Origin of the sequence: Lacticaseibacillus zhaodongensis (genome assembly GCF_009687905.1) — a bacterium.
Lineage (GTDB): Bacteria > Bacillota > Bacilli > Lactobacillales > Lactobacillaceae > Lacticaseibacillus > Lacticaseibacillus zhaodongensis.
In genome coordinates, this window is sequence record NZ_BLBG01000001.1 from 42,029 (window position 1) to 56,791 (window position 14,763).

Below are 14,763 nucleotides of genomic sequence, written 5' to 3' on the forward strand. Positions count from 1 at the left end.
CGCCAGTTAAAAACACGGGTGACGCAAATTTTGGAATTTACGCCACTGCAATCTGAAATCCGAATGGTGTAATACAAACGGGCAAGCTACCAATTTTGGCAGCTTGCCCGTTTGTTTGCCCATGTTGAAAGTTCCGCGCAGAAACCAATGGTGACGTAATTGGCACATTAGCAAACTTATTTGTCTAACAAGGAGATTAATATCAATTATTTGACCCCACCCAAATCGTCATTTTCGGTGGGCTTTTTTTGTGGCAATTTACCTTTGGCGGTCAGTTCAGACTTGATCCGGTAAATCGTGTTCATCGAAATACCCAGTTCCCGACGAACCTGGGCGGCCGTTGCCCCGGAGCGGAGCATGCGGACGGTTTCTTTGTACGCGTGGCGGTAACGGGGGTTGGGACTGTGTGGTGAGTAGAGGACCGGCTTCCCCTTGTAAACCCCGCGCTGCTTCGCCAATCTAATGCCCTCGGCTTGACGTTCCCGGATGTTCTTCCGTTCTGCTTCGGCCTGGTATTTGAAAACTGTTAACAAAATACTTGTGAGCATGTTACGCAGATTTTCATCCTGCACAGCAGCAAAATCGGGTAAATCTAGGGACTGAAATGTGGCTCCAGAGTCGCTGATTTGCTGAATGATATTGGAAAGGTCTTTTGAGTTGCGCCCCAAGCGGTCGAGAGAGAGCACATAAACTGTATCTTTTTCCCGAATGAAGGAGAGCATGGCTTGGAGCTGGGGCCGTGCAGAAATACTTGCACCGGAGACTTTTTCTTGGAAAATTTTCTCGACACCGGCCTTCTGCAAGGCATCTATCTGCCGGGCAAGGTTTTGTTCGGTGGAGGATACACGGGCATATCCGATTTTCATGTAATTACCTCTTTTGGATTGTGCTGGATAAATAGTCTTGAAAAACAAGAATATTCATAGGGCGACAGACGTAACGGAAAACCCAAAAAGGAAAATCGCAAATGCCCATTGTAGAGCCGCTCAAATTTTCCCGTTAGACTGTACCATAAAAGTAAAGGGTTAACAACACCAAAAAAGGGGGATCACGAAAAAATGAAAGCACTTACCAATCAAGACAACCAATTCGTCCGTTTTGATCAAATTACTTACTTAGCCCATTTTCAAGGAATGAGTACCGCTGAATTAGCTCAAAAAGCAGGCATCAGTCACGCAACATTACTGGGTTGGCGGAAGCGGTCACCACGTGCGAGCCATCTGTTGGCAGTCGCAAAAGTGCTTGGGGTCTCAACTGATTATTTGCTCAAACGGACGGACGACCCCTTTGCCCACAATTCAGAACGTAAACATGGTGACGGTGAAGCTACTTGTGCGGCGACTTTTGCGCACCGCTTGCAGGTAGCAATGGCCGCAGAGGGGCTTAATCAAAGTGCACTCGCCGCTCGTGCGCAAGCTCTTGATGTACAAGGGCTAAGCAAAATTTCTGCTAGCACGATTTACTCTTATCTGCACGGAGGCGTGCAGCCCAAGCAGTACCGTCTTAACCTGCTTGCTGCGAGCCTCCATGTGAACGCGCAGTGGCTACTTGGTTATAACGTCCCGATGGCAGCGACAAAGCAACCTGTGACGAATTTACTGCTGTCGAAAGTTGAGGCGCTCCCCATCGAAAAGCAAAAGTCTCTGCTAGCCTTACTTGACTAGTTATTGAGGTTAATTAACTAATAAATACGCGTCATATAGTTAAACACATAGTGATAAATTATCACACTAATATTTTCAAAAATAATAAGTAAACCACATCTATTTTCATTTCATCGCTCGTAACGGGCATGGTGGATTTGTGGATATGATTGCTTATGCTGCTTAATACTATATGGGTACACTCACTAGGTAGATTTGAGTGAGGAAATATGCAATTTCACATTATAAATTAATCTTTCTTGGCTCAAAATACAAATTTATTTAGTAGGAGGCGACAAACAATGGTTGGAATCATTATTACTAGTCACGGTCAGTTTGCGGCTGGAATCAAGCAATCTGGGCAGATGATCTTTGGCGACCAAGAAAAAGTTGAAGCAGTAACTTTCATGCCAGACGAAGGTCCAGATGACTTGAAAAAGCATCTTGAAGAAGCCATTGCTAAGTTCGATCTGGAAGACGAGGTCCTCTTTCTGGTCGATTTGTGGGGCGGTTCGCCATTTAACCAGGCAAACGGCTTGTATGAGCAGCACAAGGACAAGTGGGCTATTGTCACTGGGGTTAATTTACCAATGCTGATTGAAGCATACGGTGCACGGCAGTCGACAAAGTCTGCGCATGATTTGGCAGCGCACCTGGTAACTGCCGGGCGTGACGGGGTCAAGGTTAAGCCTGAAGCTTTGGCACCGAAACCTAAAGCAGGCGGGCAAAAAGCCACATCAACGGCAAACGCTGGCAAACCAGGCAAAATGGAATATGTACTCGCGCGGATTGATTCGCGTTTGCTCCACGGCCAGGTTGCAACTACCTGGACGAAGACAACAGGTCCTAATCGCATCATTGTTGTTTCTGACAACGTTGCTAAGGATGAAATGCGGCGCACGCTGATCAAGGAAGCGGCTCCTGCCGGAGTTAAAGCGCACGTTATTCCGATTGATCAGATGATCAAGATTGCCAAGGATGACAAACATTTTGGTGGTCAAAAGGCAATGCTCTTATTTGAGACTCCAGAGGATGCGCAACGGGCTGTTGAGGGTGGCGTGCCGCTCAAGGAAATTAACGTAGGTTCCATGGCGCACTCTGTTGGCAAAGTTCAGCCAAGTAAGGTTTTAGCCTTTGACCAAACTGACATCAATTCGTTCAAGAAGATGGAATCAGAAGGAATTAAATTTGATGTACGTAAGGTCCCTTCTGATAACAACGAAAATCTTGATCACATTCTTGCTAGCGCGCAGGCTGAACTTGATAAGCAGAAGCAATAATCCGTTACACAGAGAGGAGGATATATAATGTCTCTAAACTTTATTCAAATCATTCTGGTGCTCATTGTTTCATTTCTGGCCGGGGTGGAAGGCGTTTTGGATGAGTGGCAATTTCACCAACCACTTGTCGCCTGCACATTGATTGGCCTTGTCACCGGGACGCTTGTACCGTGCATCATCTTAGGTGGACAGCTGCAACTGATTGCTCTTGGCTGGGCTAACGTCGGTGCTGCCATTGCTCCTGATGCTGCTCTTGCGTCCGTTGCGTCCGCAATTATTCTTGTTCTTGGCGGTCAGGGTAAAGCAGGAATCAGTTCTGCTATCGCGCTTGCTATTCCATTGGCTGTCGCAGGACTGCTACTTACAACCTTCGTTCGGACCATCGCAACTGCAATCGTCCACTTAATGGATGCCGCTGCTGCAAAAGGTAGTTTCAAGGGAATTGATTTCTGGCAATGGTTTGCGGTTTGTTTGCAGGGTGTGCGGATTGCCATTCCTGCCGGCTTGATTCTGGCTGTTGGCGCGGGTCCCGTTAAATCGCTGCTGGGGATGATTCCTGATTGGCTGAACCAAGGTCTTACCGTTGGTGGTGGGATGGTTGTTGCCGTTGGGTACGCCATGGTTATCAACATGATGGCTACTGCAGAAGTATGGCCATTCTTCGCTTTAGGTTTCGTTGTGGCAACAATTCCAAACTTAACTCTGATTGCGCTCGGTGCTATCGGTGTCGCACTCGCGCTGATTTACCTGACCCTGCAGGAATCCAGTAAGAGCAACGCAGCTACAGGCATTGCCAACACTGGTGACCCAGTCGGCGACATCATCGATAAGTACTAATGAAGGAGGTTGAAAACTAATGGCAGATCGTATTAAGCTCACAAAAAAGGATCGTTTCCACGTTATGTGGCGCACCCAGTTTCTGCAAGGTTCATGGAACTACGAACGTATGCAGAACGGTGGCTGGTGCTACTCTCTGATTCCAGCAATCAAGAAGCTGTACACTAAGAAAGACGATCAGATTGCCGCTTTGAAGCGGCACATGGAGTTCTACAACACGCACCCATACGTATCATCTCCTGTTACCGGTGTTGTTTTGGCTCTTGAAGAAGACCGTGCTAATGGTGCTCCTGTTACCGACGTTGCCATCCAAGGTGTCAAGGTTGGGATGATGGGCCCGTTGGCCGGTGTTGGTGACCCAGTATTCTGGTTCACCATGCGCCCAATTCTTGGTGCCCTCGGTGCTTCCATGGCGATTACTGGTAGCATCATGGGACCAATCATCTTCTTCGTAGTTTGGAATATCATTCGTTTGGCAGTTCTCTGGTACTCACAGGAATTCGGCTACCGTGCCGGTTCTGCAATCACGAAAGACCTTTCTGGTGGTTTGTTAGGTAAAGTTACCAAGGGTGCTTCCATTCTGGGTATGTTTATCCTGGGCGCACTGGTAAACCGGTGGGTTAACGTTAAGTTCACCCCAGTTGTTTCTAAGACTCCTCTTTCGAAGGGTGCTTATATCGATTGGGCACACCTGCCAAAGGGTGCGCAGGGGATCCACGATGCGTTGACGCAGCAGGCTGGCGGACTGGCTCTTGATAAGGTCAAGACCACTACGTTGCAGAATAACTTGGACCAGTTGATTCCCGGCCTAGCGGCACTGTTGCTTACTTTCGTTTGCATGTGGCTTCTGAAGAAGAAGATTTCCCCGATTTGGATTATTCTCGGACTGTTCGTTGTCGGGGTCCTGTTCCACGTTTGGGGCCTCATGTAGTTAACGATTCATTACATTTATGGGTACTGTTGTATTTGCTGAGAGTCCGGGTGCTTTTATCCGGGCTCTTATTTGGTAATGATCATTACAATTTTCGCAAGTAAAAAGGCTCAGATCTGCGCTGAAATCACGTGCAGGTCTGAGTCTTGTGTTTTATCTATATTACCAACTAGCTTTACGCACGCCGGGAATCTGGCCGTCGTGAGCAAGCTTGCGGAAGTTCAAACGGGACATGCCGAACTTACGCATGTATGCGTGGGGACGGCCGTCGATTTTATCACGATTGTGGACCCTGACTGGTGATGCGTCCCGGGGCAGCGTGCTTAATGCGGCGTAATTGCCTTCATCTTTGTACTGCTGCCGAATCTCTGCGTACTTTGCAACGGTCGCCTCAATGCGGCGCGCCTTGTTAATTTTGGATTTCTTAGCCATATATTACTATCTACCTCTGCAAAATTTGATTTTGCAATCCGCTTAACGCTCAAACAACTACTCTATTGTAACACGTTTGCGCAGATTTCACTAACAATTTGTTAGTGAAATGTTAAAAGAAGTGGCGCCGCCAGAATTGAATTCCCAGAACGCAGCCAATGAGAATTGAGACGATAATTGAGAAGACCCAACTCCAAGGCTGATCCGCAACGGGGAGTTTCATGTTCATGCCGTAGAAAGAAAACACGAGGGTGGGGATGGTGAGAATGATGGAGTAGCTGGTCAAGAACTTCATCACGCCGTTCATGTTGTTGTTGATGACGGAGGAGTAGGTATCCGCGGTCTCACGGATGATTGAATTACTGATTTGTGCCATTTCGATGGCCTGCTGGTTTTCAATCGTGATGTCGTCAAGGTAATCCAAATCGTCCTCGCTCAGGTGCAGCTGATTACCCCGGTGAATGGTATCGAGGACAATGCGGTTGGTGCGCAGGCTCATCATGAAGTAAACTAAGCTGCGTTGGATACCCATTAAGCCGTAAAGCTCATCGTTGCGAAGCGTTTTTTGCAGTTTATGCTCGATGCGCACCCGTTCTTTGTTTAAATCCCGCAGGTATGATAGGTAAGAAACACTGATTTGGTAAACAATGTGCATTGCAGCCATGTCGGAATCACGCGGATTAAACCCCGCGTCCTTACCCTCCGCAAAATACTGCAGCAGTGGCAGACTGTCATTATGAATGGTGACGATGTAGTTTTTGTTGGTGATCATCGCCAGCGGAATGGTCTCGTATGATTCATTCGTGGCGTTAATATCCACGGTCGGCATATCGTAAATGATGAGATTGGCATCATAGTCATCGTCGTATTCAAAACGGGCCCCTTCGTCAGGATCTAAGCCATATAGTAAGAAGGATTCCGGAATGCCAGTCTTCTTCATGATCAGCGCGCGCTCCTGGTCGTTTGGTGCAACCGCATTGATCCACACCCCGGTCGTGATGTCCTTGGTTTCGTGCAGACTGCCGTCGTTGCGGGCTTTATAAATGTTTAACATGCTTTTCCTCCACCCAATCAGTATCACTTGAATACTAATAGAATACTTTGTCGACCAGCTTAATAAAAGGATAACGCCAATTTTTGCTGCAAACAATGAATGTTGGTATGCATTCATGCATAAAAGTCAGGTTTGAAATGTTGCATTTGTTCATGAATGGTGGTATATTTTCGTCAAGGATTTTTCTCTGACTTTTATCAGGTGCGTGGTTGCCGGGTTTGATAAAAATTAGCGATTAAGCCTTCACTAGCGCATTTCTTCGCCGTGCTGGACACCGAAGATATGTGCTTTTTTTGTACCCTGAGGGGAAATAGGTCAGGACAGTGCGGCTGGGTGAACAATCTCGTTGTCGCCCTGATGCAGACATCCAAGCACATCGTTAATCTGTATACACGTGTTCGCCATTCGTGAACGGATTGTAATGTATTTCCTTTAGCAAGTATAATAGAAAACAACGAACCCGTAACGTAGCCAAAGCGGGACTAACTTGCTGCGGCTGTGAAGTAGAAAGAAGACAATCTATTATGACTAACCACATCGTTTTGTACCAGCCAGAGATTCCGCAGAACACCGGGAACATCGCCCGGACGGCTGCCGGCACGGATTCCGTGCTCGACATCATTAAGCCCATGAAGTTCAAGATTAATGATCACACAGTTCGGCGCGCCGGTTTGGACTACTGGGACAAGGTCCGTCTCGTTTTTCATGACAGCCTTGAGGACTTTTTAGAGACGGTTCCGGATCAGCGTTACCTATACTTAATTACGAAGTTTGCCGACAAAACATACTCTGACGCCGATTTAAGCGACACGGGTGTTGATCATTACTACATGTTCGGGAAGGAAACCACGGGGCTTCCGGAGCCGTTCATGCGTGCCAACCCGGAAAAGTGTCTGCGGATCCCGATGACGGAAAACATTCGCGCCCTCAACCTGTCCAATTGTGCCGCGCTCGTGATTTACGAAGCACTGCGGCAGCAGAATTTTGCCGGCCTTGAGCGTAGTCACACCTACGCCCACGATAAACTCAAGTAAGATCCGCTGGAGGTTATAAGCGGACCCAGCTAAACACAACGCAGCGGTAAGCTTGCACCGAATCCTGCTTGCCGTTTCTTTGTGTTGGCGCGTATGGGTGGCGCAAAAGTGCAATCAATCTGCGGCTTGTGTATAATCAACACAGAATGGGGTGGACTAGGCAATGCCACAAAGACGGCGAAAGACAAGTTCAAGAACGAAAAAAACGACAGCGCGGCGCCCAGCACGCAAAACTGCCGGCGACTATACCCTCAATTGGGTGGGGGCCGGGTTTGCAATCGTGGGGCTGCTTGCCCTCACCAGGTTGGGACTGCTTGGCGTTAGTTTTGCTAACGTCTTTCGGCTGGTCGCGGGAGACAGTTTCCTGCTTTTCAGCGCTCTGGTGGTCTTGTGGGGACTTTTTCTGCTTTTCACGGGGCGCCTGCCCAACTTTAAGCGGCGCGTTCTCAGTGGCTTTGTGCTGACTTATTGCGCCGCGCTAATATTGCTTAGTGCGCACGTGATGAACCAGCTGAACGTGCACGCACATTTCGTTGCTGCAACGTGGCAGATTCTGAGCGCCGACTTCAGTAAACTCACGACGGCGACTGCCAGTGGTGGCGGCTTGCCTGGTGCGGTTCTGTACAGCTTGACCTATCCGCTATTGGCGCAGGTTGGCACCAACATCCTGGGCTGGCTATTAGTAGTGGCTGGAGTGATGCTGATTTTTGATGTCTCCCCGAATCAGGTCTTTAAGGTCTTACAGCGCTTTGGTAGTGGCGCCTATGCCACCTGGGAACGGGTCAGCGCTCGGGTCGCGGATTGGTACGATCGCCAAATGAACAAAAAGCAAGCGCAGTCCAAGCGGTCCGCCAAGCACCAGCAGGATGATCCGGCGGACAAAGACTTACCAGCCGCTCATCCCGGGGCTGATGACTTGCATGGCCAGGTGGATTCACCCGTGCCCGACAGCGATGAGTTTCATATTAATGTGGCGGATCAAGCTGCTCCAGAAGCTTCGACCCCAACTCCCGTTGCTCAAGCTCCGACTCCGGTTCAGCCAGAAGCAACAACTGACCCGGCTGGTGATGAAATCGAGCTACAAACGGGGGCACCGAGTGACGATTACCAGCTGCCATCATTGGACTTGCTCTCAGATCCACCCGCCGTTGACCAAACTGAAGAATATGATGCAATCAAACGCAACCGTAAAAAACTAGAAAAGACTTTTGCCAGCTTCGGGGTCGATGTTGCCGTGAAGGCCGCTAACCTCGGGCCGTCAATTACAAAGTACGAAATTCAGCCCGCGGTTGGGGTGAAGGTTTCCAAAATCGTGAACTTGAGCGATGATCTCGCCTTGGCGCTCGCTGCTAAGGATATCCGGATTGAGGCACCAATTCCCGGCAAGAGTCTGATCGGGATTGAAGTGCCCAACCAGCACATCGCCACTGTTGGTTACAAGGAAGTACTCAAGGCCATGCCTAAGCACCCCGGTAAGCCACTCGTGGTCCCATTGGGCAAGGATGTTTCGGGGACGATTGTTAGCGCCGACCTGACCAAAATGCCACACCTGCTGATTGCGGGGGCGACCGGTTCGGGGAAGTCGGTCATGATCAATGTCATCATTACCAGCATTTTGATGACGACCAAGCCGACCGACGTGCGCCTGATGCTGATCGACCCGAAGAAGGTTGAACTATCCATTTACGATGGGGTGCCGCATCTGCTCGCGCCGGTAGTTACCGAGGCCAAGCGCGCACCAGCGGCTCTGAACAAAATCATCCAGGAAATGGAGCGGCGCTACGAGCGCTTCTCCGCCGCTGGGGTGCGGAACGTTGGCGAATTCAATAAGAAGGTTGCCGCTGATCCTGATTCTGGCCAGACCAAAATGCCCTTCATCGTCGTCATTGTCGACGAACTCGCCGACTTGATGATGGTGGCCGGTAACGAAGTCGAGACGGCCATCATTCGCATTGGGCAGATGGCCCGGGCCGCCGGGATCCACATGATCATTGCCACGCAACGGCCAAGTGTTGACGTTATTACCGGGCTCATCAAGGCCAACATTCCGTCCCGAATCGCCTTCGCCGTTTCTAGTGGCGTCGATTCCCGGACCATTATTGACATGAACGGAGCCGAGAAATTGCTTGGCCGGGGGGACATGCTCTACAGCCCGATGGACGTCAACAAGCCGCAGCGGGTGCAGGGAGCGTACGTGCCTTCCGAAGACGTTGAGCGCGTCGTTGCCGCAATTACGGCGCAGGTCAAGCCAGCTTACGACGAGGCGATGATTCCGACCGCCGAGGATGAGCAAAAGGAGCAGGCCGCGGACAACGATGAAGACGAGCTGTATCCACAGGTGCTGGAGTTCGTTGCTGAAAAGCAATCCGCCAGCACGTCGATGGTGCAGCGCCGCTTCCGCATTGGCTACAACCGTGCCGCCCGGCTGATCGATGACCTTGAAAATAAGGGCCAGATCGGGCCGAGCGAGGGGAGCAAACCACGGAAGGTTTACGCCAAGCCGAAGAACAACCCGCAGCAGCCATAATTAAGTTACTTAGTCACACTAAAAAAGAGGGATATATTGCGAGTCAAAATAGTCGAAGGGGTTCACTTGAACGTAGTGCCCAGCAAACAGTTTAAAACGACCCACGTCAACATCCAGTTTCTTGCCCCACTGCGGCGGGAGACGATTGGTGCCCGCACTTTACTGACCAGTTTGCTTGAAACAAGCAGCGCTGATTACCCGAGCCAGAATTTACTTTCCGCTCAGCTCGAAAAGATGTACGGGGCTAGCTTTGGTATCGGCGTTTCGCGCAGTGGCAGAGTTCACCGCGTCGGCGCCAGCATCAACGTGCTTGATGATAACTTTACCGAAAGTCCGCTGCTGCCTGAGGCTTTCGCTTTTCTGCGGCGGGTCCTGTTCCGGCCACTCATCAAGGACGGTAGTTTTGATGCGGCCACTTTTGCTCGGGAGCGCGACAACCTCGCAATTTACCTGAACTCCATGAATGATGACCGCGGAACCCAAGCGGGACTACGCGTTCAGCAGACGTACTTTGACGACCCAGCGCAGGCGGTGCCTAGCTTTGGCACGGCAGCCGACTTGGGCAACTTGACCGCGCAGTCCCTGGTTGATACTTACACGGACATGCTGCAAAATGACCAGATTGAAATCATCGTCATGGGAAATGTAGATGCAGACCACGTGGCAGATTTGACCCGGGAATTGAATTTTGCCCCCCGTGCTGACCTGAACGTATCTATTCCGTACGATCAGGCGGTGCACGGCGGGATTCGCTTGTTCCAGGAAAGTGAAGACGTTAAACAGAGTAAGTTGAACCTCGCTTACCACGTGCAGACCGATTCTTTTGGACCGCGCTACTATGCCGCTGAGCTGGCGGCGCAGTTGTTCGGCGGCTCGCCGCTGTCACTATTGTTCCGGAACGTGCGCGAAAAGCAGAGTATGGCTTACTACGCCAATGCCAGTACCAACTTGAACCGCCACATCATGATGGTGCAGACGGGGATCGACGCGGTTAACCGCGCGCGGGTCGAGGAGCTGATTGGCGAACAATTGGCAATGGTTGCGAACGGTAAGTTTACCGATGGCCAGCTTGAGGCTGTGCGGACGGGGATGCTTAGTGACCGCCGTGCCGCGCTGGATTCAATGCAGTACCTCAGCGATATGGCGCTGACCGCCGCGTTGTTCCCGAACCGCGTGGTCACGCCGGAACGGGAGCTAGAGCTGATTACTGCGGCAACGCGCGCTGAAGTTCAGCAGGCGGCTGCGGGGATGCAACTCCAGGCCGTTTATTTCCTGAAGGGGGAGACCAAGTAGATGCTCAAAACGGAAGACTATTCGCAGTCTGGGGAAGTCGTGCAGACGGATGTGCTGGATAATGGCTTGCACGTTCAGTACGTGTACAAGCCGGATTACCACAAAACCTACGCGATGTTCACCACCAATTTTGGCTCCATTGATAACAGTTTCCGCTTGGCTGGTGACGAGGAATTCACACGGGTACCAGCGGGGACGGCACACTTTCTTGAACACAAGCTGTTCGACAAGGAAGACTATGACGCCTTTGACCTCTTTGGCAAAACCGGGGCGTCAGCAAACGCGTTTACCAGTGCGACCCAGACCAGCTACCTTTTCTCCACGACCGATCACGTTGCGGAAAACGTCGACATCCTGCTGAGTTTCGTGCAGGACCCTTATTTCACGGACGCGACCGTGGAAAAGGAAAAGGGCATTATCGGTCAGGAAATTCAGATGTACCAGGATGATGCTGATTGGCAGCTTTATTCCGGTATTTTGGGTAACCTCTACCCAACCCACCCCCTGCACGTGGACGTGGCGGGGAGTATCGACTCAATAGCTACGATTACACCGGACATGTTGAAGACCGTGCACGCCGCGTTCTATCAGCCTCGCAACATGACCTTAACGGTGGTCGGTAATTTTGATGTGGATGCCATTCACAACGTGGTGCAGGCAAACCAGGCTAAGCATGACTTCAGCCAGCTGCGGGAACTTGAACGCGGTGTGCAGCCGGATTACGCAGCCGACAGCATCCTTCCTTACCGGATGCAGACACTGCCAATCAGTCGCAGTAAGGCCATCGTTGGGGTTAAGGGACTCACGGAAATCCCTGACAATCGTGACGGCTTACGGCAGACCTTTGCAGTGCGCTTGCTCTTGGAAATGATTTTTGGGGACTCTGGTGCCAAGTATCTTGATCTCTATGATCAAGGTGTGATCGATGAATCATTTTTCTATGAATTCACGACCGGGCGCGGCTTTAATTACATCACCCTCGGCGGCGACAGTGCCGACCCCGCGCAGCTCAGTGAGACGTTAATCAACGTCTTGACGGATTACAAGGACTCACCCGACTTCACGCCGGCGCGCTTTGAAGTTCTCAAGCGCGCCGCGGTCGGCAAATTCTTCGCGTCGCTTAACTCGCTTGAAAATATTGCCAACCAGCTCGCCAGTCAGAGCTTCAGTTCCGTTTCCCCGTTCTTGATTCCAGAGGTTGTCGAGGGACTGACCTTTGCGGATGTGCAAAACGCTGCGGAGATGCTCGTGCGCAGCGAGGCCATTTCGGTGTTCCACATTCACGCGGAGGAGGAACAGTAATGCCGGCAGTGTTGATTTTAGGTGCATCGGGTGATATTGGTGGGGCCAGCGCCCGGACGCTTGCGGCTGCGGGCTGGAGTGTGTACCTGCACTACAATCAGAACGCAGCGGCAGCGGAAGAATTATGCGCCGAGTTGCAAGAGCAGTATCCTCGGCAAGATTTCTTCACCGTTCAGGCTGATTTGCGCAAAATCAGTAGTGCCGCGAGCATCGTGCAGCAGTTATTTAGCGTAGACGCAGTGGTCGTTGCGTCCGGAATCACGCATTATGAGTTGCTCGTTGACAGCCCGGATGCGCACCTGGAAGAACTGACGAACGTCCATCTGCTCACGCCCATGGCTTTGATTCGGGACCTTCAGCCCAAACTGGCTGCTAGCGGTCGGGGCCGCATCGTCTTTATTGGCTCTGTCTACGGTAAGGATGGTTCAGCCATGGAGGTAGCTTATTCAGCAGTGAAGGGGGCGCAGTCCGCTTTCGCCCAGGCTTACGCCCAAGAGGTTGCCAGCCTTGGCATCACGGTGAATGTGGTTGCACCTGGGGCCATCAACACCAAGATGAACGCGAGCTTCGGCGCCGCGACCCTAGAGGCCGTGCGGGAGACCATTCCCGCCGGCCGTTTGGGTAGCGCAGACGACATTGCATATTTTGTCACGAGCTTACTTGATGAGCGGGCTGGCTACTTAACCGGGCAAACTTTGTATGTAACCGGCGCCTGGCGACCATGAAAGAGTACGAACTAATAATTTCTTAATTCAAGTGCAAGGGTATTTATGCTAGACTGAAAACATCGAATAAGTGAACGGGTGAGGATAAATAATCATGGATGAAATCGGCCAGAAACTTCGTGATGCGCGCCTTGAAAAAGGGTACACAATTGACGATTTGCAACAGATCACTAAGATTCAGAAACGGTATCTAATTGCAATCGAGGAGGGTAATTTTGATGCCCTTCCCGGTGACTTTTATGTACGTGCCTTTATTAAGCAGTACGCGAGCGTTGTGGGCATCAACACAGATGAACTGATGGAGGAATACCAGCAAGATATTCCGACCGTTAAGCCTGTAGTCCCAACGGATGAAGAAGAGGCCGGCAACGGCGAGACTAAGCAAACGCGAGTAACGCCCGCAGTGGAACAGGCCCGGAAGAACCGTTTCCGGCACTATCTGCCCCAAATCGGAATCGCAATTTTCGTTATCATCCTTCTAGTAGTGGTTTACACACTGACCATCACGCAGCAGCGGAAGGACAGCAAGCCAAGCATTCCGGTCGACAGCTCCAGTGTCAGCGTTGAAAAGTCCAATAAGAAGACTAAATCATCAGCAAGTAAGACCCAGTCCTCCAGCAAAAAGGCTTCTAGCAGTTCTTCTAGTACGAAGGCTAAGAAGAGCAGCAAGAAGAGTAGCAAGAGCAAGGGCTTGCGTGTTTCCAAGCCAACTGATGTTGCTGCTAACAGTCAGACCTTTACCGTGAAGAATCTGCCCAGCACCGGTAACAAAATTCAGATCAGCACCACAACTGCTGCTGCCTGGACGAGCGTTACGATTGACGGAACAACTAGTTGGCAAGGGACGCTTAACGCGGGTGCCAAGCAGTCTGTCACGATTCCTACTGGTGCTAAGACCGTCGTTGTCAAGAGCGGTAACGCGACCGTTAGTGCGTTCAAGATCAACAACAAGAAGGTTGACCTGGGCGACTCAACTAGCTTAGTCCGGACGCTCACGTTCACAATTGAATAGTTAGGGGACAGGATTTTGAATTTACCAAACAAATTAACCTTGATGCGGATGATTTTGATTCCCATCTTCACGATTGTATTAGCATTGGGCTGGCCAGCCGGGTCCGTCATGATTCTGGGAACCCAAGTTGCGACCGCGCAGCTCGTTGCGGTGATCATCTTCATCGTTGCCTCCCTGACCGACTTTGCGGACGGGCACATCGCGCGTAGCCAGCACCTCGTGACCAATTTTGGTAAGTTTGCCGACCCCCTCGCCGACAAGCTGCTGGTGATCACCGCGTTCATTTTCCTCGCGGTTAACAAGCAGGTCCCTGCATGGGGTGTGGCAATCATTGTTTGGCGGGAACTGGCCGTTACCGGCTTGCGCCTACTGCTTGCTAACGGTGGTGAAGTGCTTGCCGCCGCAATGCCTGGCAAGATCAAGACGACCTGCCAGATGTTTTCGATCATCTTCCTGCTCGTCAATAACGCCGGTTTTGCAAGTGTTCACTTCCCGTTTGCGCTGATTCTGTTCTATCTGGCCGTTTTCTTCACGGTCTACTCAGGAACGGAATACTTCTACAAGAACCGCGGTGTGTTTGCAGATAGCTTCGGTACAAAAAAATAATTCATACGATTAAGGGTCGTGACAGTTGTCGCGGCCCTTTGTTAGTGGTAAAAGGGAAACCGTTAACAAAAAAATATTAGCGAACGA

14 protein-coding genes are annotated in these 14,763 nt (G+C 50.8%); 11 read left to right on the forward strand and 3 right to left on the reverse strand.

Annotated features, from left to right (window positions below; translation table 11 throughout):
- Positions 1-206 precede the first annotated feature (206 nt).
- Positions 207-866, reverse strand: a complete 660-nt coding sequence (locus tag GN107_RS00215; protein WP_155286235.1) for a recombinase family protein — start codon at positions 864-866, stop codon at positions 207-209.
- A gap of 192 nt (positions 867-1,058) precedes the next feature.
- On the opposite strand from GN107_RS00215, the gene GN107_RS00220 reads away from it, so the two are divergent.
- From GN107_RS00220 to GN107_RS00235, 4 genes are all read left to right on the forward strand, one after another.
- Positions 1,059-1,664 carry a helix-turn-helix domain-containing protein gene (locus GN107_RS00220; RefSeq protein ID WP_155286234.1) on the forward strand — a complete coding sequence of 202 codons (606 nt, stop codon included), beginning with the start codon at positions 1,059-1,061 and terminating at the stop codon, positions 1,662-1,664.
- Positions 1,665-1,945: 281 nt separating this feature from the next.
- Complete coding sequence (locus GN107_RS00225; RefSeq protein ID WP_155286233.1) at positions 1,946-2,923, forward strand: mannose/fructose/sorbose PTS transporter subunit IIA; 978 nt, start codon at positions 1,946-1,948, stop codon at positions 2,921-2,923.
- 27 nt (positions 2,924-2,950) lie between these two features.
- Complete coding sequence (locus tag GN107_RS00230) at positions 2,951-3,760, forward strand: PTS mannose/fructose/sorbose transporter subunit IIC (protein ID WP_155286232.1); 810 nt, start codon at positions 2,951-2,953, stop codon at positions 3,758-3,760.
- A 19-nt stretch (positions 3,761-3,779) separates the two neighbouring features.
- Positions 3,780-4,691, forward strand: coding sequence for a PTS system mannose/fructose/sorbose family transporter subunit IID (locus GN107_RS00235; protein WP_155288041.1), 912 nt, complete (start codon positions 3,780-3,782; stop codon positions 4,689-4,691).
- A 162-nt stretch (positions 4,692-4,853) separates the two neighbouring features.
- On the opposite strand, the gene rpsN is transcribed toward GN107_RS00235, so the two are convergent.
- Together rpsN and GN107_RS00245 are read right to left on the reverse strand one after the other, a co-directional pair.
- Positions 4,854-5,123 carry a 30S ribosomal protein S14 gene (rpsN, locus tag GN107_RS00240; RefSeq protein WP_155286230.1) on the reverse strand — a complete coding sequence of 90 codons (270 nt, stop codon included), beginning with the start codon at positions 5,121-5,123 and terminating at the stop codon, positions 4,854-4,856.
- 112 nt (positions 5,124-5,235) lie between these two features.
- The gene (locus GN107_RS00245; RefSeq protein ID WP_155286229.1) at positions 5,236-6,177 is read right to left on the reverse strand and encodes a magnesium transporter CorA family protein; all 942 of its coding nucleotides are present in this window, start codon (positions 6,175-6,177) and stop codon (positions 5,236-5,238) included.
- Positions 6,178-6,701: 524 nt separating this feature from the next.
- On the opposite strand from GN107_RS00245, the gene GN107_RS00250 reads away from it, so the two are divergent.
- The 7 genes from GN107_RS00250 to pgsA all read left to right on the forward strand — a co-directional run bounded on the left by GN107_RS00250 (position 6,702) and on the right by pgsA (position 14,676).
- Positions 6,702-7,211 (forward strand): tRNA (cytidine(34)-2'-O)-methyltransferase, encoded by a 510-nt coding sequence (locus GN107_RS00250; RefSeq protein ID WP_155286228.1) that lies wholly within the window; start codon positions 6,702-6,704, stop codon positions 7,209-7,211.
- A gap of 163 nt (positions 7,212-7,374) precedes the next feature.
- Positions 7,375-9,738: an FtsK/SpoIIIE family DNA translocase gene (locus GN107_RS00255; protein WP_155286227.1), complete on the forward strand. Its 2,364-nt coding sequence runs from the start codon at positions 7,375-7,377 to the stop codon at positions 9,736-9,738.
- 36 nt (positions 9,739-9,774) lie between these two features.
- Positions 9,775-11,031: an EF-P 5-aminopentanol modification-associated protein YfmF gene (gene yfmF / locus GN107_RS00260; protein ID WP_155286226.1), complete on the forward strand. Its 1,257-nt coding sequence runs from the start codon at positions 9,775-9,777 to the stop codon at positions 11,029-11,031.
- Complete coding sequence (gene yfmH, locus GN107_RS00265) at positions 11,032-12,333, forward strand: EF-P 5-aminopentanol modification-associated protein YfmH (protein WP_155286225.1); 1,302 nt, start codon at positions 11,032-11,034, stop codon at positions 12,331-12,333. It abuts the gene before it with no gap.
- Positions 12,333-13,058 carry an elongation factor P 5-aminopentanone reductase gene (gene ymfI, locus GN107_RS00270; protein ID WP_155286224.1) on the forward strand — a complete coding sequence of 242 codons (726 nt, stop codon included), beginning with the start codon at positions 12,333-12,335 and terminating at the stop codon, positions 13,056-13,058. The genes yfmH and ymfI overlap by 1 nt, the downstream gene beginning before the upstream one ends.
- A gap of 94 nt (positions 13,059-13,152) precedes the next feature.
- Positions 13,153-14,070, forward strand: coding sequence for a helix-turn-helix domain-containing protein (locus GN107_RS00275; RefSeq protein ID WP_155286223.1), 918 nt, complete (start codon positions 13,153-13,155; stop codon positions 14,068-14,070).
- 15 nt (positions 14,071-14,085) lie between these two features.
- A complete protein-coding gene (gene pgsA, locus GN107_RS00280) occupies positions 14,086-14,676 on the forward strand; it encodes a CDP-diacylglycerol--glycerol-3-phosphate 3-phosphatidyltransferase (RefSeq protein ID WP_155286222.1) in 591 nt (196 codons plus the stop codon).
- Positions 14,677-14,763: the final 87 nt, after the last annotated feature.

Bases quoted from the DNA above. Each gene is read 5' to 3' on its own strand.
- GN107_RS00215 (WP_155286235.1), bottom strand. From the start codon at position 866: ATGAAAATCGGATATGCCCGTGTATCCTCCACCGAACAAAACCTTGCC.
- GN107_RS00220 (WP_155286234.1), top strand. From the start codon at position 1,059: ATGAAAGCACTTACCAATCAAGACAACCAATTCGTCCGTTTTGATCAA.
- GN107_RS00225 (WP_155286233.1), top strand. From the start codon at position 1,946: ATGGTTGGAATCATTATTACTAGTCACGGTCAGTTTGCGGCTGGAATC.
- GN107_RS00230 (WP_155286232.1), top strand. From the start codon at position 2,951: ATGTCTCTAAACTTTATTCAAATCATTCTGGTGCTCATTGTTTCATTT.
- GN107_RS00235 (WP_155288041.1), top strand. From the start codon at position 3,780: ATGGCAGATCGTATTAAGCTCACAAAAAAGGATCGTTTCCACGTTATG.
- rpsN (WP_155286230.1), bottom strand. From the start codon at position 5,123: ATGGCTAAGAAATCCAAAATTAACAAGGCGCGCCGCATTGAGGCGACC.
- GN107_RS00245 (WP_155286229.1), bottom strand. From the start codon at position 6,177: ATGTTAAACATTTATAAAGCCCGCAACGACGGCAGTCTGCACGAAACC.
- GN107_RS00250 (WP_155286228.1), top strand. From the start codon at position 6,702: ATGACTAACCACATCGTTTTGTACCAGCCAGAGATTCCGCAGAACACC.
- GN107_RS00255 (WP_155286227.1), top strand. From the start codon at position 7,375: ATGCCACAAAGACGGCGAAAGACAAGTTCAAGAACGAAAAAAACGACA.
- yfmH (WP_155286225.1), top strand. From the start codon at position 11,032: ATGCTCAAAACGGAAGACTATTCGCAGTCTGGGGAAGTCGTGCAGACG.
- ymfI (WP_155286224.1), top strand. From the start codon at position 12,333: ATGCCGGCAGTGTTGATTTTAGGTGCATCGGGTGATATTGGTGGGGCC.
- GN107_RS00275 (WP_155286223.1), top strand. From the start codon at position 13,153: ATGGATGAAATCGGCCAGAAACTTCGTGATGCGCGCCTTGAAAAAGGG.